The sequence below is a fragment of the Mesobacillus maritimus genome (assembly GCF_023715205.1).
Taxonomy (GTDB): domain Bacteria; phylum Bacillota; class Bacilli; order Bacillales; family Cytobacillaceae; genus Mesobacillus_B; species Mesobacillus_B maritimus_C.
This window is the reverse complement of sequence record NZ_JAMBNR010000012.1, coordinates 79,432-98,439: the sequence shown is the minus strand read 5'-3', so window position 1 is coordinate 98,439 and position 19,008 is coordinate 79,432. Positions and strand designations below refer to the sequence as shown.

General features: G+C 37.9%; 17 protein-coding genes and 1 pseudogene. 10 read left to right on the top strand and 8 right to left on the bottom strand.

All coding sequences use genetic code 11. The features are described 5' to 3' along the window. Positions 1-60: 60 nt before the first annotated feature. From M3182_RS17425 to M3182_RS17415, 3 genes are all read right to left on the bottom strand, one after another. The gene (locus M3182_RS17425; RefSeq protein WP_251434825.1) at positions 61-261 is read right to left on the bottom strand and encodes a cold-shock protein; all 201 of its coding nucleotides are present in this window, start codon (positions 259-261) and stop codon (positions 61-63) included. Positions 262-653: 392 nt separating this feature from the next. After that, a complete protein-coding gene (locus M3182_RS17420) occupies positions 654-1,076 on the bottom strand; it encodes a hypothetical protein (RefSeq protein WP_251559237.1) in 423 nt (140 codons plus the stop codon). 204 nt (positions 1,077-1,280) lie between these two features. Continuing rightward, positions 1,281-1,604, bottom strand: coding sequence for a thioredoxin family protein (locus M3182_RS17415; RefSeq protein ID WP_251434821.1), 324 nt, complete (start codon positions 1,602-1,604; stop codon positions 1,281-1,283). 325 nt (positions 1,605-1,929) lie between these two features. Between M3182_RS17415 and M3182_RS17410 the strand changes: the two genes are divergently transcribed. The 3 genes from M3182_RS17410 to M3182_RS17400 all read left to right on the top strand — a co-directional run bounded on the left by M3182_RS17410 (position 1,930) and on the right by M3182_RS17400 (position 5,536). Beyond that, positions 1,930-2,970, top strand: coding sequence for a DUF5105 domain-containing protein (locus M3182_RS17410; RefSeq protein WP_251434819.1), 1,041 nt, complete (start codon positions 1,930-1,932; stop codon positions 2,968-2,970). 12 nt (positions 2,971-2,982) lie between these two features. Beyond that, positions 2,983-4,113 (top strand): TcaA second domain-containing protein, encoded by a 1,131-nt coding sequence (locus M3182_RS17405; protein ID WP_251559235.1) that lies wholly within the window; start codon positions 2,983-2,985, stop codon positions 4,111-4,113. 598 nt (positions 4,114-4,711) lie between these two features. Beyond that, a complete protein-coding gene (locus tag M3182_RS17400; RefSeq protein WP_432806628.1) occupies positions 4,712-5,536 on the top strand; it encodes a DUF368 domain-containing protein in 825 nt (274 codons plus the stop codon). Positions 5,537-5,727: 191 nt separating this feature from the next. Here M3182_RS17400 and M3182_RS17395 read toward each other — a convergent pair. After that, a pseudogene (locus M3182_RS17395) lies at positions 5,728-6,489 on the bottom strand (SDR family oxidoreductase). A 200-nt stretch (positions 6,490-6,689) separates the two neighbouring features. Between M3182_RS17395 and M3182_RS17390 the strand changes: the two are divergent. Then, on the top strand, positions 6,690-7,040 hold the full coding sequence (locus tag M3182_RS17390; protein ID WP_251434812.1) for a TetR-like C-terminal domain-containing protein: 351 nt from the start codon (positions 6,690-6,692) through the stop codon (positions 7,038-7,040). Positions 7,041-7,101: 61 nt separating this feature from the next. Here M3182_RS17390 and M3182_RS17385 read toward each other — a convergent pair whose 3' ends face one another. Both M3182_RS17385 and M3182_RS17380 read right to left on the bottom strand, forming a co-directional pair. Continuing rightward, positions 7,102-7,626, bottom strand: coding sequence for a hypothetical protein (locus M3182_RS17385; protein WP_251434809.1), 525 nt, complete (start codon positions 7,624-7,626; stop codon positions 7,102-7,104). A 187-nt stretch (positions 7,627-7,813) separates the two neighbouring features. After that, complete coding sequence (locus M3182_RS17380) at positions 7,814-8,641, bottom strand: GNAT family N-acetyltransferase (protein WP_251434807.1); 828 nt, start codon at positions 8,639-8,641, stop codon at positions 7,814-7,816. 386 nt (positions 8,642-9,027) lie between these two features. Here M3182_RS17380 and M3182_RS17375 point away from each other — a divergent pair, with 386 nt between their 5' ends. From M3182_RS17375 to M3182_RS17360, 4 genes are all read left to right on the top strand, one after another. Beyond that, positions 9,028-10,071, top strand: coding sequence for an acyltransferase (locus M3182_RS17375; protein WP_251559233.1), 1,044 nt, complete (start codon positions 9,028-9,030; stop codon positions 10,069-10,071). A 707-nt stretch (positions 10,072-10,778) separates the two neighbouring features. Next, positions 10,779-12,017, top strand: a complete 1,239-nt coding sequence (locus tag M3182_RS17370) for a saccharopine dehydrogenase family protein (RefSeq protein ID WP_251434803.1) — start codon at positions 10,779-10,781, stop codon at positions 12,015-12,017. A gap of 1 nt (position 12,018) precedes the next feature. Beyond that, entirely contained in the window at positions 12,019-13,146 is a 1,128-nt protein-coding gene (nspC, locus tag M3182_RS17365; RefSeq protein WP_251434801.1) for a carboxynorspermidine decarboxylase, read from the top strand. Positions 13,147-13,340: 194 nt separating this feature from the next. Beyond that, entirely contained in the window at positions 13,341-13,532 is a 192-nt protein-coding gene (locus tag M3182_RS17360; RefSeq protein WP_251559307.1) for a DUF2535 family protein, read from the top strand. Between the two features lie 54 nt (positions 13,533-13,586). Here M3182_RS17360 and M3182_RS26225 read toward each other — a convergent pair whose 3' ends face one another. Then, complete coding sequence (locus tag M3182_RS26225) at positions 13,587-13,721, bottom strand: hypothetical protein (RefSeq protein ID WP_285868615.1); 135 nt, start codon at positions 13,719-13,721, stop codon at positions 13,587-13,589. A 334-nt stretch (positions 13,722-14,055) separates the two neighbouring features. On the opposite strand from M3182_RS26225, the gene M3182_RS17355 reads away from it, so the two are divergent. Together M3182_RS17355 and M3182_RS17350 are read left to right on the top strand one after the other, a co-directional pair. Then, the gene (locus tag M3182_RS17355) at positions 14,056-15,318 is read left to right on the top strand and encodes a glycoside hydrolase family 18 protein (protein WP_251559231.1); all 1,263 of its coding nucleotides are present in this window, start codon (positions 14,056-14,058) and stop codon (positions 15,316-15,318) included. A 277-nt stretch (positions 15,319-15,595) separates the two neighbouring features. Further along, on the top strand, positions 15,596-16,957 hold the full coding sequence (locus M3182_RS17350) for an MATE family efflux transporter (RefSeq protein ID WP_251434798.1): 1,362 nt from the start codon (positions 15,596-15,598) through the stop codon (positions 16,955-16,957). A gap of 208 nt (positions 16,958-17,165) precedes the next feature. On the opposite strand, the gene M3182_RS17345 is transcribed toward M3182_RS17350, so the two are convergent. Beyond that, positions 17,166-18,989 (bottom strand): YhgE/Pip domain-containing protein, encoded by a 1,824-nt coding sequence (locus M3182_RS17345; RefSeq protein WP_251559229.1) that lies wholly within the window; start codon positions 18,987-18,989, stop codon positions 17,166-17,168. Positions 18,990-19,008 lie beyond the last annotated feature (19 nt).

Here is a 19,008-nt window from a genome sequence, read left to right as displayed (position 1 = left end):
TTCTATTATAAACCAAATAAAAAAAGACTCTACAAGAGAGTCTTTTAATTGAAATGGTTATTATGCTTTAACAACGTTAGAAGCTTGAGGTCCACGTTGACCTTGCTCTACGTCGAAAGTAACTTTTTGACCTTCTTCTAAAGACTTGAAGCCTTCGCCTTGGATAGCTGAGAAGTGAACGAATACATCGTCTCCGCCTTCGCGCTCGATGAATCCGAATCCTTTTTCTGCATTAAACCATTTTACTGTACCTTGTTCCATTATAAAATTCCTCCTCGTGTGCTTTGCACACATTTTGTTACTATCCTTGCTTACCTCTTCAAGTCAAAAAGTTTATATACTTTCACGAACCTTGCCGAACAAACAAAAATAATTCTTCTATAGAATAACAGATAACTTCTAGAAAAGCAAACTGGCATTTTATGGACTAATTAACATGGCCAAAACTAGCTAGCGAAAAAAGTAACGAAAGGTCTAAAAAGGTTTGTTAAAAATGGCCATTTCGCGTAGGCTTTAGGGGCTTACGTTGAAAAATTCCGATTAACATCCTAAGGAGTAACAATTTATTTCAAATGCTTGGTTTACAAAGATTGTACATAAGAAGACGAACGCATGGCCACCAATGAACCATGCATTTCGTCGCCAAGTTGGTCTTAATCCATTTGTTTAAATCCTTCTGTTAGGATCGCCAGCATCCCTCTACTTGCATCTGCAATCAATTGTTCTTTAGACACAGAACGTTTTTCTTCCTTACGTGGCTCCGTATTATTTCGATAAACATATTTTCTTCGTAAAATGCCTTTTTGCTGATTATAATAAAGAACAAAGCGCTTTAGATTGGATTTCAAATCCGTATTCTTCCAAATTATATAAAAAGATTTTTCGTCCTGCCATTCCTCGACTGTCACCATCGAATAAAGGAGACTTAATTGTAAAATGTTAAAGTCACTATTAAAAACCTTTACTTCCTTTTCTAAAACCACTTTCGGTTGATCGATCGACGGCAAATGATCCTCGGCAACACCAAATTGCTTTAGTTTTTCAACCAGTTCTTGATAAGTATTGATTAAAATCATCTCCTCCGTATTCGATACACTCTTTTTTCCCTTATGATTATGTAATAAACCTAAAGTATTTTGGTTTCATCCCCTCATAGGTTTCCCGTTTTCGTCCACACAATAAGGGAAATTTTCAAACATGATCTTTAAAAGATATTCCATTAAGTATGAAGCAGAACAGACACCCTAAAATAATAGTGATGTCCGCCACCTGATTCTAAATTAACCTTCTTTTACTTCACTTAGAAACGCTTTTACTTGCTCAGGAGTTTTCGCATTTGCACTATGTAAATGAGCAAGTTTTTCACCGTTTTTAAACACAAGTAAAGAAGGAATCCCCATCACATTTTGTTCCTCTGACACTTCTGGGAATTCATCACGGTCAATGGTAAACCAATTCTTATCAGAATGTTCTGCAACAATGTCATCAATAAACATTGCAAGACGTTTACAATCTGGACACCAAGTTGTTGTAAACACCCCTACAGATAATTCATCTTTTGTAATTTGCTCACGATATTCCTGCTCAATTTTAATTTCTTTCATTTTTTATTCCCCCTTTTTTTGCCTTCCTATTATACTCAATTCATCATTTAAAGCACAACTTCATGCTCAAACATATTTTCCAACAATCGTCTTCCTATAGCCGTGAATAAAAACCTCCAACTCCTGTTACCCCTTCAAAAGTCATTATAGATCCATAATCTTTTCCTGTGCAGATTATTGATTACAAATACCTATCATATCGAAGTTGTCTGTAAACATATACTCTTTATCGGTGACCAATGAATCATTGGTACTACCTATTACTAACACGAAGTGGACAAAAGCAAGACCATTGTCCCTGTTAAGAAAAAAAGGAGGAATGGCGTTGCGAAAAAAATGGGGTTTTTTCATTTTATTCGTTTTATTGATGTTTGTGTTTAGTGGCTGCAGTAAAGATTCTAGTGGAGAAAGCGATTTGGTTAGTATAGCGATTGCAGATGCCTCCTTCATATTGTCTGATGCCGATGATGGTGTTTCTGTTGAGGACACGACAGGTTTGTTAGCAGTAGAGTTAGAAGTGAAAAACAACTCAAAATCTTCAATTGATGTCTCACCTTTTGACGGAATCAAGCTCTATGACGGGGATGAACAATTAAGCGCTGAGACAGATCTTTTCAATTCAGAGCTCGGATTATCTAGTCTAGAAACTGGAGAAATTGGACCGGAAAAGCTGAAAAAAGTCACGGCGATTTTTTATGTAGACACAGAAAAACAATATGAAATTGGAGTGAAGCCATTCGTCCTTGATCCTGACACCAAACCAAAAGAAGTGACCATCCCACTCAATCCCGCGGATTATGCTGAAAGTTTCGAGCAACTTAATGTACCTTCCTTAGCGCTTAGTGCGTATATTGATACCATTTATCTTGAAAAAGAAAATGTAGATTATGAAAAATACGTTTCTGTTGATAAAAATGCGCACCAATCTGAAGCCAAGAACCTCTTTGCCGATGCAATTGAAACGGCTTTTTCAAATGGAGTACCCGATGAAGAAATTGATAAAGCTTATTCGACCTATAAATCCTTGTTAGCAGAAAAAGCTGAATTTCACTCCCTCACCACGGATCATGCCAATGGAAAAGCAATTGTCTCGCTCGAATATACAACCATACCACTAGGAGATTTATACCAAGAAGTATCTGACCATACGAGAGAATACCTAGATAATACAGACGATTATGACCGTAAAAAGGCAGAGGAATACGCCATTTCAAAACTCGATCAAATTCTAAATTCAATTGATGCAAAGCAAGCACGTGAAAAACTCGACATCGTTATGGTCGAAAAAGATGGAAAATGGTCTGTTGATACTTCCGATTGGAACAGTGAAAGGTTGGTTAAAGCTTTTGCAGCTGGCTCTCTATAAGGAGGGAAAGATTTGAACAACAAGAGAATGGCTTTCATCGTAACTGCCATTGTGGTTGTCTTGTTAGTCGGCACACACGTTTTTCTTTTACAAATGACAAGTCCTGATAAAATAGTCAATGTTTTCGTTAAAGCAGTCGAAAAAAATCAGCCGGAGTTATTAAATGAAATTGTTATCGCAGACTCAAAAGAAGCAGAGGTTAGCAAAGAATCACTTACAGCCTTAACTGGTTATTTACAAAAAAACCATAACAGCTATCAAGTAGCCAAAGAAAGCTTAACAACCCAAATAGAGCGAAAAGACTTTGGAACAACGAATTCCCAAATTAGTTTAACGACCGACGGCAAAAAATGGGGCATATATCCAGTTTATAAATTAAAAGTCAAAACTGGAAACGTTAAAGTAAGTGGCCAAAATGAAGATGACGAAATCCAAATTCAATTTAAAACATTGGATCACCCTGTAAATAGACAAGAAGAAGGAACATTTGGACCAGTGGTTCCTGGAATCCATGACGTTGTAGTGACGATCAAAAACGCTCTTGGCACCGTTCTAGAAGAGCGTCAAATTGAGGTTTGGGGTACCAACGATATAAGTGTTATTGTTGACCCTAATAAACTCATTATGGAGGATGAAAAGACTCAAAAGGAAATCCTGGTCGCGCTTGATACTTTCAACCATGATTATTCAAAATTTACTACCTCAGAGTTTACGTTATCGAGTTTCAGCAATATTTCTGAAGAAATTGATGCAGAACAGTTGTTTGTTGAAAATGAATTTGCCTTAATTAAGGAGTATATTGATGAGATCCAATCGCAATATTTAGGGGCAATTGTAAACTTAGATGAATTAGAGATCAATTACTTTAACGGTAATTGGTCTGCCGAGATTGCGGCGCTTGTTTCCTATAAGGAAAAAATCAAATTTAGAGATTATGAAAAGTTTGACGATGCTTCTTTTAAGGCCATTCGCAACTATACGTTAACCTATGATGCTGCTAAAAAAACGTGGCTTATCACTGGCTTTAAAGAAACGACAGCTCAAGGTTCTGAAGCGGATAACTGGAAGAACAAACAAGATATGAGTATTCAAGATCCGCCTCTTTTAAAATGGAACCGGACTTCAGAGGAAACGAATCTATAATTAGGCGCATATCGAAAAATTGCCTTACTTAACAACAAAAAGCAGTGGCTTCCTTGTAACGAAGGAACCCACTGCTCTTTATTATGTTTTTTCACTTCAGCAAGCAGCTGAATCAATTGTCGCATGCTCTTTTGGTGAAGAATTAACATGGTTCTATAGAATATGATTAGTCCATCAAATAACCATGTTCCTCCTTATATATAGGTCGTGCGTTTACAACGTTTTTTGAACCAACCGCTTCTGTTCAGGGTTTTCAGGTAAAAAGGTATTCGAACCTCCCGATAAAAAGGCCCTCTTACCTTTAACAGTAACTTCCATTTATAGAATGTCTTAATGCATTCCTCTCTTTGTAAAAATGTTTTCGTAAGAATTTTTGTTGTTAAAATCCTACAGCCGATTTTATTGCAATTGTAGCCTTTTCTTATGTTTGAATTAAGTTTTCAGGTTCTCTTCTCATAAGTGAAGCGATTTTATTAAAAACCTAGCTCATTCAGCAGTATTTTTTGTTCAAGAATTTGAGAAAAGAGACTTGTAAAAAAAAAGCGACGAAATAAATCTAGCTATGGTAAACTAGGATGTACTTCACGAATTAGAAAGGATGTTTAGCTTGTTTCAATGGAAAAACCTTTTTAAAGGAATGATGATCGGCGCAAGTGATGTCGTTCCTGGCGTAAGTGGGGGCACGATTGCCTTATTGGTCGGCATTTACGAACGCTTAATTGGTGCGATTAACGGACTAACCACTAAAGATTGGAAAAGACATGTGATTTTCTTGATACCAGTTGGTCTCGGTATGGGCATTTCCATCCTTACTTTAAGCCACTTGTTTAGTTATCTCCTTGAATCTTTCCCAAAACCGACGTTTTTCTTTTTCCTTGGTCTTGTAATGGCTATTGTTCCACTTTTATTAAGAGAAGCAGAATACAAACAAAACTTTCAAGCTAGTCATTACGTGCTTTTAGTTATCGCAGCCATATTTGTTGCTTGGACAGGTTTTATGGGTGAACCAACATCAGCTGTGATGACCTCTTTATCGGGAAAAGACTATGTATTTTTATTCTTTGCCGGGTGGCTTGCTAGTTCGGCGATGATCCTGCCTGGAATTAGCGGCTCCCTTGTCCTCTTATTATTAGGAGTATATGAAACAATCATTAACGCCGTCAAAACCCTACACTTCCCTATTATCCTTGCGGTAGGTTTCGGTGTGGTGATCGGCCTTTTACTAACTAGTAAATTTATTTCTTATTTATTCAAAAACTTCCGTACTGCAACGTACGCAGTTGTAACGGGTTTTGTTGTTGGAAGTATTTTTGTTATCTTTCCAGGATTACCTGAGACATTCTTATACACCATCATTTGTTTGATTACGTTCGTATTCGGATTTTACTTGGCTTATCTGCTCGGACAAGCTGGAGAACGTTAAAAAAGCGACTCCTCTCGTACATCGATGAGGAATCGCTTTTTTTCTTAGAATGAATTGTTTTAACCTAAAGCATTCTTATCTAAATCATACGGCGCTTTATAGGGCGTTTCCGCTTTTCTATTGTCTAGCTACAGCGGCTAACTCCTCGGGTCATAAGCCAGTCGGAGTTGGGCGAGCCGCTTTCGCTTTTTTTAAAACGCTGCAGTCCATCCTCCATCAGCAACTACTACGGTTCCGTTTACAAAGCTAGCGTCATCAGAAGCCAAGAATAATGCTACTTTTGCTACTTCTTCTGATTCACCTAGACGTGGCATAACACCTTGAACTGCTTTTGTGCGATCCATCCCGAATTGACTTACATTGCTCATTGATTGTGCAATGTTTGTTTTAACGCCTCCTGGAGCTATTGCATTACAGCGGATGCCTTCATTTGCGTACATATAGCCTGTATTTTTGGTAAGACCAATAACCGCATGTTTGGAAGCTCCATATGCTGCACCCGCATGTGCACCGTTTAAGCCGCCAGTAGAGGCGATATTAATAATTGTCCCTTTTCCTTTTTCTTAGAAAATCGGAATCGCTTTGCGCATCGCTCGCATAACGCCTTTTGTATTAACATCACAAATTAAATCCCAGCGATCATCATTGATTTCCCCAACAGGTTCAAATCCATCCATGATACCAGCATTGTTTACAAGAATATCTAAGGTTCCATATTCTTTTACTGCCTTGTCAATCATATTTTCGATTTCTGTTAAACTAGCTACGTTCACTTGAACCGCTTTCGCAGCTCCACCATTGTTTTCGATGCCTTCCACAACCGCTTCAGCACCTTCTATATTAAGGTCAGCAACAATCACTTTGGCGCCTTCTGTCGCATATAACTCTGCAATTGCTTTGCCCATTCCTGATGCTACACCTGTTACAATCTCTACTTTGTCTTGAAGTTTCATGATTATTCCTCCTAAGTTTGTAGATGTCTTGTTCAGTTATTGAACAGTTGTTGATTTTCTTATTTTTATCACATAGGTTTTATAAGCATTTTTGATATAAAGAGGATATCTTAGACGAAATCATTGATGATGTCATTTCCAGTTTAATCTCCTCATATCGTGAGCCTTATAAAAATAGTGAGGCCATCGACATTGAAACATTGCCTTCCTCTGCTGTTAAGATTTTTGATCATGTAACACAATATAAAGACTTTTATACGTTAATCGTAAAGTCCAATAGGTTAATCGAGTTCCAATCAAAATTATGTACCGTCTTAAAAGAGCTCGCATTGAAAGACCTGATTGCCCACCAACCCCACCCAACTATTGATCGAGAATTGCAAGCTAGTTATCATGCTTATGCCATTTTCGGAATGATTATTGAATGGGTTCAGCATGGCTTCTTATATAACTCAACCTATATGGCTGAACAACTACTAGCCATAATAAAAAATCGCCCATTACACGGTGTCTATACTACTGCTAAAGTTACAAATACAAAGGATAGCTGAACTTCAACAAAAAAAACAAGATGGTCAAGGTCCTGCTCTCCATCTTGTCTGTTTTGAATGCTTATTTCTTTTTAGCCACTCGATAATCGACTTCTGAAAAATTCGTTACCTTTCCTTTATACGGATTATCATCCTCAAACTGAATAAAAGAAATGGTATGTGTACCCGGGCGAATCAGTTTATCTTGTAAATCAATGGAGGTTTTCGTGCGCGTAACAAATTGTTCCGGTTTTAAGTAAAGCTGATCCACGTACACAAAAGTCTGCTTACTCCCATCAAAATGGTCCGCATTAATCGCTATTTGAACATGGCGGTCATCGTTGTCAACATAAAACACCGGTGTTGTATCGTTGGCAGATGACCCCGCAGGTGTAATGACTGTTAGTTTTCCAGTTCCTTTCGATTTTTGTTGACTCGGGAAAGGATATTTCCCGACCACCAACTCCTGATCTTCCACATTTGTTGTTTCAAGTATGGAAATTCTTTGATCCGTGTCATTGCTACCGGCTGTGTTGCTGCACCCCGCCATATTTCCTACAATCATAATCAAACAAAAGGCCATGATTCCTTGTTTAACTAGATGCATGTATTTCCTCCTTTATGCCTTAACACCCTACTCTTAAAACATTCAACAGTAGGATTCCCTGTTGTTCAGCATGTATGCTGATTTTTCCCTAACTCCAGGATGTAAAAAATAACCTTAAATGAGCCATCCAGTGAAAAAAAAAAAAACAGCTTGCCGCTTCTTATACAATGCGACTAGCTGTTTTTTTCTATTTCGTATACTCATAATAGTTTTGTGAATGATAAGTTTTAAACCCACATGATTCATACAATGTAAGCGCACGGGCATTTTTCGCTTCCACTTCCAGAAATACAGGAAATCCTTTTGCTAGCTCCATTTTCACTACGTGCGATAATGCGCGGCGTCCAATGCCTTTTCCTCGCAATTCCGGAAAAACGGCAAATCCGTAAATCCACGCTTCCCCATTCAGTTCTGAAACCCGCATTTTCCCAGCTATTTTCCCTTCGACTTCGATAATTAGCTTTTGTTCACTACTCTGTTCACTAATCATTTTTTGCATTTCTCTTGCTTCTATTTCACTCATACCAAATCCAGATATTTCAAGTAGAACTTCTGCTTCCTCATCCTCACTGGAAACGGAAGGTCTAACTGTAATCCTATCATCTTCTATTAAATCGGTTTGATGCCATTTCATTTGATGCTCTGCACAGTAAAAAGTACATGGGACATTTTGCAAAAACGTTTTAGCTGTATTCGATTTCGCAGGAGCATTTAGTAAAATCTTACTGAATCCTCTTTGCTTTGCTTCATCCAACCCACTCGTAATTAGGCTGGAGAATATCCCTTGTTGGCGATAATTCGGGTGAACCATCCCACACAATTCTATTTTATTTCCAAAACCATAGCTCCCAAGAAACCCAATAAGCCTACCATCTTTATAATAGAAAAAGTCTTCCTTCAGATTTCCTGATCGATTCTCAAGCATATCAAAATTTAATTTCAGCTGAAATCCTCCATCTTTTTCGCAAATTTCCTGAAGTGTTTTTATCTCCGTTATTTGTTGATTCGTTAGCATTTTTTTACTCCTCATCGTTTCAATGATTAAATCTGTCTTGATTGGTCAAGGTGGGTTTTCAAGGCTATGTGAGTAACATTAAACTTCTTCCCTACCAATGTATGACCGAATAACTCCTCCCAGATTTATTACTTTATATTTATTCTCCATTTTGAAATTCACTCCTTCCTACCGGATAAAATAAAATTTCAAGAGTTCAAGTGAATCTAGTCAATGAGCAGGATGTAAACAAGATATACGATGATTCCAAAAGTATTTATCATTCCTAATGAAAAAAACGGACTTTATTAGCACCCTTAAGTCCAATCATTACACTAGGTACATAGAGAAAACCAGTAAGGATAAACTATAAAAGTAAAACAATTGGCATACAGGGGGGACAGATATTGGAAAGAAATTACGCAATTGATTTTATAAAGTTTTTTGCTATTCTTGCTGTAGTCATCATTCACACCTTTCCAAGAGATCACCAACTCGGGTATTTTGCACTGGATAACCTTTCGAGGTTTGCTGTCCCTTATTTTTTTGCCGCTTCAGGATACTTGTTCGGAATAAAGATACGAAAAAATCCTGAATCCCTAAATTACTTCAAAAAATATTCAATAAAAATACTCAAAATTTATGTAAGCTGGCTTTTATTTTATATTTGCTATGATGTTTTACGTATCTCTGCTAGTGATGGAAACCTCACTCAAGGTCTTTTTAGATATTTTGATGACCTTACCGCTTTAAATCTCCTATACTACGGACAAGGAACAAGCGGCTATCAACTTTGGTTCGTCATTTCTTTAGCTTGGAGTATAAGTACTTTATATCTCTTTTATAAAATGAAACAGTTAAACCTTTTGGTCATCATAGGCCTTTTTCTAAATGTTGCGGGGCTTTTCGGCCAGTCCTACTCATTTTTTATTGAATTACCAGTCACTTCCCGAGATGCGCTGTTTATTGGTCTATTTTATACGACACTGGGTTTCTGCTTTTCCCACCCTAAATCTGTCAGTTATTCCCGAAGTTTCAGTATGGAAACTTCTGCCTTATTGATTGTTTTCTTTTTAATCCTCCAAGTGATTGAAGGGTATTGGTTGGAGAAGATATTATCTGCAAAACACGGCGAATATTTTATTTCAACGATTCCACTCACTGTGTTTTTGTTTATTTTTACCATTCAAAATCCACAACTTGGAAAGGGATTATGGGTCAGTAAAATAGGGGCCCATTCTTTAGGAATTTACGCTGTCCATGTTTTTGTTATTGACCTAGTAGACATGTTGTTAAGTAATTTAGGGTTGGGACATGTCTCTCAGCATTTAATTTGGAACATCATAGATGCATTTCTTGTTTTTAGCATTTCATACATTGCCTATCACCTAATCCAAAAGGCTAAAACACGGGTTTCCAAATGGTGGCATGGAGGGAAAGTGGTTACCTAATTTAACTGGATGTTCACCCCATTATATAAACCTAAAAAACCTGCTTTCCCTTTACAATGCCAACTCCAATAAAGACCCAAGAATAGAGTGGTTATAAAGTTGGTTGCTAACAACAAATTTTTTCTTTTATTTCTATTGATATTTTGAGAATTTGTGATAATCTTAAGAAGCATTATTTTTGGAAAGCTGTTATGTTCAAAAACTTGAGTCTTTCCAAGCAGATAATTTTGACCACTTCGTACGAAGTTAAGGCCATACGGACAGCCGGGTCAAATGCCGATTGGCAACTTAGTTTGCCTTATTGATTGAGTTAAAAGCTCAAATTTTATAAGTTGGTTACTTTACAACCAGTGCATATGCACATCAACTTGTGAAACGGTCAATAAGAGTACTAAAAGTAATTATTTGCTATATAGACTCTGAGTCCTATAATGATTTTTGTTTGAATATTAAAGAGCTTTCTATCATGCTGTCTTTTTAACTTGATAGTTACATATATACGGGATTTTTATCGTATTTTTTAGCTTTTTAATAGGAACCTTAATCTTTAAGCAAGTGCTGTGCGCGAAAATGCGTGTTTTGCACTTGCTTTTTTAATTGTCAAAAAAGCATTGGGGGTTTGTAAAAACACCTAAAGTTGATGTCAGCTAGTTCGATGTTATGCACTTCTGTTTGTCTAAAAATCTATTTAGTTAGGAGTTTGCACAATGGGAAAAGCACTTATTATCGGTTGCGGTGGAGTCGCTTCTGTCGCCATCCACAAATGCGTACAAAATAGCGAGGTATTTGAAGAAATCTGTATCGCGAGTCGGACTAAATCAAAATGTGATGATCTAAAAGCGAAATTAGATGGTGGCAAAACGAAAATCACAACTGCACAAGTAGATGCAAACAATGTAGATGAGCTTATTGCGTTGATTGAAGAAGTTAAGCCAGATATCGTGATGAATTTGGCATTACCATATCAAGACTTAACAATCATGGATGCTTGCCTAGCAACAAAAACTCACTACATGGACACAGCGAACTACGAACCTGAAGATACAGCAAAATTTGAATACAAATGGCAGTGGGATTACCGCGAGCGCTTTGAAAAGGCTGGCATTACAGCCCTTTTAGGTAGCGGTTTTGATCCAGGTGTTACAGGTGTATTTTCTGCTTATGCCCTAAAACATCATTTTGATGAAATTGAATACATTGACATCCTTGACTGTAATGCTGGAGATCATGGCTATCCATTCGCAACCAACTTCAACCCTGAAATCAATATTCGTGAAGTCTCCGCAAACGGAAGATATTGGGAAAATGGTGAGTGGGTTGAAACAAAGCCAATGGAAATCAAGCGCGTGTATGACTTCCCAGAAGTCGGTGAAAAAGACATGTACTTGCTTTATCATGAAGAGCTTGAGTCTCTTGCAGTCAACATTCCTGGAATCAAGCGCATTCGTTTCTTCATGACATTCGGCGAAAGTTACCTTACTCACTTAAGAGCGCTTGAGAATGTCGGGATGACTTCTATTGAACCAATTGAATTCGAAGGTCAACAAATCATTCCGCTTCAGTTCTTGAAAGCCGTACTTCCAGATCCTGCTTCACTTGGACCACGTACAAAAGGGAAAACAAACATCGGCTGTATTTTCAAAGGAAAGAAAGACGGCAAAGACAAAACTTATTATGTATACAATATTTGTGACCATGAAGCATGCTATCGTGAAGTTGGTTCTCAAGCGGTTTCCTACACAACTGGTGTACCAGCGATGATTGGTGCTGCCATGATTATGACTGGTAAATGGAATAAGCCTGGGGTATACAATATCGAAGAATTCGATCCAGATCCATTCATGGAAGAATTAAATAAATGGGGCCTTCCATGGCAAGAAGATCATAATCCAGAACTAGTCGACAACGAACCAATTAAAGTGAAAGAGCCGGAGCTCGTTAAGTAAAATGCGGTTTGAAGAACTACCAACCCCTAGTTTTGTTGTTGATGAAAGCCTCATTGAAAGAAATTTAAAAATATTAAAGGGTGTTATTGATCGCACTGGCTGCAAGATTGTATTAGCACAAAAAGCCTTTTCAATGACCACCATGTATCCACTTATTGGGGAATATTTAAGCGGTACGACTGCAAGCGGTTTGTATGAGGCACGTCTAGGTTACGAGGAAATGGGCAAAGAAAACCATGTCTTTGCCCCCGCCTATCGCGAAGACGAGATTGATGAAATTGTTTCCATTTGTGATCATATTATCTTTAATTCTTTTTCACAGTTGGAAAAATTCAAGGAAAAAGCCATTCAAGCTGGCAGCAGCGTGGGCTTGCGCATCAACCCTGAGTGTTCTACCCAAGAAGGTCATGAAATATATGATCCATGTACGCCAGGATCTCGTTTTGGTGTCACAGCGGACCAGTTTCATCCTGACATGCTTGATGGTGTGGACGGGTTACATTTCCATACTCTTTGTCAGCAGAACTCGGATGATTTAGAAACAACTTTGAATGCCGTTGAAGAAAAGTTTGGCAAATGGCTACCGCAAATGAAGTGGATCAATTTCGGCGGTGGTCATCATATCACAAGAGAAGATTATGATATTGCCAGACTTGAAGCCTGCATTAAAAGAATGCAAGACAAATATGGTCTCGAAGTTTATCTAGAGCCTGGTGAAGCCGTTGCACTAAACGCAGGATATTTGGTTACATCCGTGCTTGATACTGTGCAAAATGGAATGGAGATTGCGATCCTTGATACATCGGCTACTTGTCATATGCCAGATGTATTGGAAATGCCTTATCGCCCTCCCCTTTTTGGCTCAGGTGAAGCAGGTGAAAAACCTTATACGTACCGTCTAGGCGGCCAAACTTGTTTAACAGGTGACGTCATCGGCGATTACTCTTTTGATCAACCATTAAAAAGTGGCGATCGTCTCGTATTTGGCGACATGGCCATCTACACAATGGTCAAAACTACTACATTTAATGGGATGGCATTGCCTGCGATTGCTGTGAAAAAGCAAGATGGAGATTGTCAGGTGATTCGTGAATTTGGCTATCAAGATTTTAAAATGAGGTTAGCTTAATTATCCACTATGAAAAACCCAGGTTCTCCTATGAATCTGGGTTTTTCATAGTGTTAAAATAAAATAAAAAAATTTTCATATGATTCATAATTAATAAGAATGTTATTGTTATAATAAAAAGAAATGAAAAAAGAGTTGATCGCTTGTTATATAAAAGTATTGAATTTCGCAATGTAGTCGGGCAGAAAATAAAAGTGACCGAAATTCCTGTATTAGAAACCAATAGTATCTATTACTTTATGACAAAAGTTCGTTTAGAATCCTTTATCACTAACCTCTACCATACTCCTCAAGATTCCACTTGCCACTCGTTTCGTACGTATAAAAACAAAAATCAACGGACGAGTTTTTATCGATCTGTATGGTTTTCACAATTTCAAAGGTAATGCTTGATTAATAATGTAGATCAGAGCCTACTATTTGCCAAACCAGTTGTAAGTTTATTTTACCTTCACCGGTGTACATACGGCATATAATCGGTCACTAGAATTTGAGACATTAACTTCAATGACCTTAAATCCTGTTTCCACTTCTTTCTTTTCATTTGCAATCGAAATAATTCTAATATCCTTCATTTTGCATCTTCCTTCCATCCAATTCTCTCACCAGAAGCTACTATATGATGAGAGTAAGAGAATGTGCATGGAATTTGTTTTTTTATAGGCCCTTTTCTTTCCCCCTACATAGATTTTCAAGTTACGTTCCCCCACCCAAAATAGTCTTCCAAGTATTATTAAAACAGTCATGTCATTATTAATGAGTTTGTTTAGCTTCATTTAAATAACCGGTTAAGCAGATTGAGTAAGATGATTGTTTTATAACCAATCTCTAAAACACTGCATATAACGATTTTGCTGGTAATATGGTGATAAAAGAACAAAGTTACTAAAAGTGACTGGGGGTTCAACCATGTTTATTCACACAGTTCAACCTGGTGACACCTTATATACAATTGGTAAAAAGTATGGGATTAGTGTTGATCAAATCCGAGCAGTTAATGGGGTAAAAACGGCGAATATAGTACCTGGCCTTGCCTTGCTCCTCCCACTGTACGAGTATACCGTTCAGCCTGGCGATACATTAAGCAGTATCGCTAGAAGATCGTTTATTTCCTTGGCACAATTACGAACAGCAAACCCTTCAGCTCGCCCCAATTCATTACAGCCTGGTATGAAACTGACGATACCAGATATCTCCAATTACCTTGCTGGGACATTGAGCTATTATGTAGTACGTAGTCCTGATCTAGACCGGAAAATTATTAATGACTTTGCACCTTATGCCTCATCCATTTCCTTATTTCGATACAGGGTTGGCCCAAATGGCGATATTGTCAATCAATTAAATGACTTAGAGGCGATTGAAACAACTTGGGAAAACAGAGTAACACCTCTTGCAACTATTACGAATTTGACACCGGAAGGATTTAGTACTGAGGTAACTAGCGTAATTTTAAATAACCCTACAGCAAGAACCAATCTTGTGAATAATATTTTTCAACTAGTGGATCAAAGAGGATATGGTGGGGTTAATATTGATTTTGAAAGAGTAGCTGAAGCCGATCGAGATCTATACACTGGATTTTTACGCCAATTAAGGGACAGGTTAGTACCCGCTGGATATGCAATAACCGTTGCAGTCCCAGCCAAAACAAGTGAAGATATTCCCTGGTTAAAAGGGTATGATTTTGGAGGAATTGGATCTGTTGTTAATTATATGTTCATCATGGCCTATGATTGGCATCATGCCGGAAGCGAACCAGGTCCTGTTGCTCCGATAACAGAGGTTCGAAATACAATAGAATTTGCAATCAATAATGTTCCACGAAAAAAAATCATCATTGGCGTTCCTTTGTACGGATATAATTGGTCAATCCCACACCAACCAGGAAACATTGCCACAGCCATCTCAAACCAAGACGCAATGGATAGAGCTATAAGTTATCAAGTGGCGATTCAATATTCCGAAGAAGAAGAGTCCCCATTTTTTCGCTTTCGAGATGAGCAAGATCAATTACATGAAGTTTGGTTTGAAGATGTTCGAAGTATAGCTGCAAAAATGAAACTTGTTCGTGAATATAACCTCCAAGCGATAGGAGCATGGCAATTAACACTTGGATTCGCTGCCGGACCTTGGCTGTTAACAAAGTTTTTTACTATTGCGAAGGTATAAAGAAATATGCATATATATTGGTTCTTTCTCAAACTTGTTGCTATAAGAGATAAACTGAAAGGAATTCACTTTTTATTCACTGGAAGTAACTTTAGTTTAGGGAAAGCCCTACAAACTTAGGATGAACGCACAAAAAGTATGCTCTTGTGGTCACCTTTTTCTACTCTATATAGCAGGAGTAATCCTAAGTAGGAAAGCACAAATATAGTCTTTACTTTTCCTAAAATAGGATTACAATAGATTGGTATCATAATTGGAAGGAAAAGGAGAAATCAGCTTGCGCGAAGAAACAACAAACTATAAAACACCCACTCTTTTTCAAATTTCTTGGCCGCTTTTTATAGAATTTGCCTTACATATGAGCATGGGGATTATCGCGACCTTTATGCTAGGTCATTATTCTGATCATGCTGCCGCTGGGGTCGGTGTAGCGAATCAGCTATTGAATATTTTTATCATTGTTTTTAACGTAACTTCGATCGGTGCAACGATCTTAATCGGACAGAAATTAGGAGCAAACGAGTTAGGAAACGCAAGAAAAATGGCTCATTCTGCTTTTGGCATGAATTTCTGGTTTGGGATTATTGTCGCAATAATCATCTTCTTTTTTGGAGAATATTTTCTTAGACTATTTAATATTGAAGGAAAGATTTTTGAATACGGGTTAATTTTCCTTAAAATTTGTGGACTTTCTCTTTTCTTTGAATCTCTGTCCTTAGCACTTAGCGCGATTCTAAGAAGCTACGGATATACAAAAGAATCAATGATTGTTACAGTGATTATGAATGTCATTAGTGTTTGCGGAAATATTCTGGCGCTTTCAGGAATCTTTGGTCTTCCAATCACAGGAGTTTCTGGTGTCGCTTGGGCCATTGTATTTGCACGCGGAATTGCCGTATTGCTATTGCTCTATTTATTGTTTCGAAGATTGTCACTTTCATTTAAACTGCATGATATTATTAAAGTGAATAAAGACGATTACAGGGAACTTCTTTCGATTGGCATTCCGTCAGCAGGCGAAAGTCTTTCCTATCAATTTTCACAATTGATCATTACCGGAATGGTTGTCTCATTCGGTGCGGCTTCACTTGCAGCGCGCGTATACATCATGAACATCTCCATGCTTTGCTTTTTATTTACTTTAACAATTGCCATGGGGACGCAGCTTTTAGTTGCACGGTATATAGGGGCGAAAGAGTATGATAAAGCATTATACCGTGGGCTACGTACATTGAAGATTGCGTTTGTCACCTCACTACTCATCTCGCTAGCAATCGCAATCATAGGTTCACCTTTATTAAGTATCTTTACTGAAGATCCAGCCATTTTGGCGGTTGGAATTCCAGTTTTATGGGCAATTGTTTTTATTGAACCAGGAAGAGCGATGAACATTGTCTTGATGAACTCATTAAAATCTGCTGGTGATGTTCGCTTTCCAATGATTGTTGGTGTCATTTTTATGTGGGGAGTTGCCGTTGTCTTTAGTTATATCCTTGGCGTTCACTTTGGGTTAGGTTTACTTGGTGTTTGGCTAGCTCAAGGAATGGATGAATGGTTACGAGGACTACTTGCATTAAGGCGCTGGAAAAGTCGACCATGGGAAAAACCACTAAGTACACTTCAATTGAAAAAAGCTTAAACATACTTTTCATCTTATAGCTTTTCATCTTATATAAGCAATTAATGCTGATAAAAATCGATTTAACTTATTTGAAAACGTATCATAATGCGGATTGTTATCTATGACTTAACAACCCATCGTTGCCCCTCCTTTTAAGGATTTTCACAAAAAAGGACCTTCCGAATACAAGGAAGGTCCTTTAACTATGCTTTAACCATTTAGTACTCTAAAAAAACAAATCTTTCAAACGAGCCCAGAAGCCTTTCTTTTCTTCTTTAGGTGCTTCATCTTTGTCTTGCTCATCTTTTTGAATACTTTCCGTTTTGATGACAAATTGAACAGAGTTTATTTTGTCATTTTCAGGTGAAACAAAAGAAACCGCCTCAAAATCAGATTTATCGTATTCTGAAATCAATTTATCGATTTCTTCTTGCATTTCAACCGGAATATTGCTTGTTGCGTCATATAGCGTAAAGGTACCATTGTGAAGCTGACTCGCGCCATTTTCTAATTCACTTGTACCTCCAGACAATTCTTCAATCCCTGAATGCAGCTCATTGTACGAACTAGATAATTGACCGACTCCGTTCGTGTAGCTCACTAATCCGGAGTGAAATTGCCCGTAGTTGTCCGCAAACTCACTCATTCCAGATTGTAATTGTGAGATTGACTCAACTACATCAATATCTTCAAATGAAGCAATCGCATTCGAGATACTAGTCAATGTTTCCTCAGTTTCTGCAATCGCTCCATCCAATTCTTTTAACCTTGCATCCACTGCAGCAAAACTCGCTTTAACGGAGTTATACGTTTCTTTTGCTTTTGCAGCATTAGCATAGGTTTCCATTAATTGACCCAGCACAGCACGATCCTCTTCACTCAGATTTTTAGACAACTCTTCAATTTGTGCTTGAGAAATCTCATAGTCGGGAATTGCTTTAATGGCAGCATCTAAGTTGTTAAAAGCAGATGAATAGTTTTCACGCAACAATGCAAGTCCATCCAACGTTGCATTAAGTCCCTCTGCTAAGTCCGCAAGACTTATAGGAAGATCTTCAAAGTCCCCTAAATCAAGTTGATTCATATTGTCATGAAGTCCGTTGTTGATCGTTGCGATTCCATCATTGATCTGTCCAGACGCAGCGACAAGCTCAGAGGAAGCTTTATTGATTTCAGACATTCCATTTTGATATTGGGCAGAACCATCTCGTAGAGCGGCTACACCTTGGTTCAGTTGTGAAATTCCTTGCTTTAACTGGCCAACACCGTTATGAATGTCTCCGATCGCATCTGATAATGATTCCATTTCCCCTGTCATTTCACCGATATCTGGTGCATCGATGGACATAGAGGAAGGAACAGCGCTAATTTCCATTCCTGCTAGTTCGAAATCTTTTACATCTGCTTCCACACTGAGGTCTCCCTCTTTTTCAGGCATGACCGTAAAGGTAATTTGCTTATTTTTACCCGCATTTGCCACCATCGCATCGGGGGCCCCAATATTTTCGAACTTTTCAGGGTCGAGCGTAATCGCAACTTGTAATAGATAATTTTCAAAGAAAGTAGGATCTATTTCTTCATTGGCAGACGTAGCAATGCTTAATTCGACATGCCCGTTTTGCCCTAATAACTCATCTGGGGTTACTCTCTTTCCATTGAGTTTATATGAAATGGAGATATCCCATGGCAGGGGTTCGTTTTTCATGTTCCCTTGATAATAAAACTTCCCTTTTGGTGCCGTGAATTGAACTTTCTCATCCTTTTGTACGATCTCAGATAAGTCTGTCAGGTTCTTTAAACTAGTATACGGTCCGTAATCATCAACCTTACCTGCTTTTACAACATCGAAAATGTTGACAACATAGATTTCTTGTTGATCTCCCGTCGGACTTAACGTGGCATACACCACTTCATCCTTTGAGGAAAATTCCCCCGGTTGTTGGGGGACTTCCTCTCTATTCGAGCTTTCAGCTGAAGTAGATTGTACTAGAAATGACGGTAAGACTAAAATTAGAGCCATTAGTAAAAGAAACGTTCGTTTTGTTCTCATCATCATTTCTCCTTTATTC

What these genes read in the sequence shown, in the direction of transcription:
- M3182_RS17400 (WP_432806628.1), top strand. Translation starts at nt 4,712, where the DNA reads ATGTTTAGCTTGTTTCAATGGAAAAACCTTTTTAAAGGAATGATGATC.
- M3182_RS26225 (WP_285868615.1), bottom strand. Translation starts at nt 13,721, where the DNA reads ATGAAGGATATTAGAATTATTTCGATTGCAAATGAAAAGAAAGAAGTG.
- M3182_RS17380 (WP_251434807.1), bottom strand. Translation starts at nt 8,641, where the DNA reads ATGCTAACGAATCAACAAATAACGGAGATAAAAACACTTCAGGAAATT.
- M3182_RS17425 (WP_251434825.1), bottom strand. Translation starts at nt 261, where the DNA reads ATGGAACAAGGTACAGTAAAATGGTTTAATGCAGAAAAAGGATTCGGA.
- M3182_RS17370 (WP_251434803.1), top strand. Translation starts at nt 10,779, where the DNA reads ATGGGAAAAGCACTTATTATCGGTTGCGGTGGAGTCGCTTCTGTCGCC.
- M3182_RS17385 (WP_251434809.1), bottom strand. Translation starts at nt 7,626, where the DNA reads ATGCATCTAGTTAAACAAGGAATCATGGCCTTTTGTTTGATTATGATT.
- M3182_RS17355 (WP_251559231.1), top strand. Translation starts at nt 14,056, where the DNA reads ATGTTTATTCACACAGTTCAACCTGGTGACACCTTATATACAATTGGT.
- M3182_RS17415 (WP_251434821.1), bottom strand. Translation starts at nt 1,604, where the DNA reads ATGAAAGAAATTAAAATTGAGCAGGAATATCGTGAGCAAATTACAAAA.
- M3182_RS17345 (WP_251559229.1), bottom strand. Translation starts at nt 18,989, where the DNA reads ATGAGAACAAAACGAACGTTTCTTTTACTAATGGCTCTAATTTTAGTC.
- M3182_RS17420 (WP_251559237.1), bottom strand. Translation starts at nt 1,076, where the DNA reads ATGATTTTAATCAATACTTATCAAGAACTGGTTGAAAAACTAAAGCAA.
- nspC (WP_251434801.1), top strand. Translation starts at nt 12,019, where the DNA reads ATGCGGTTTGAAGAACTACCAACCCCTAGTTTTGTTGTTGATGAAAGC.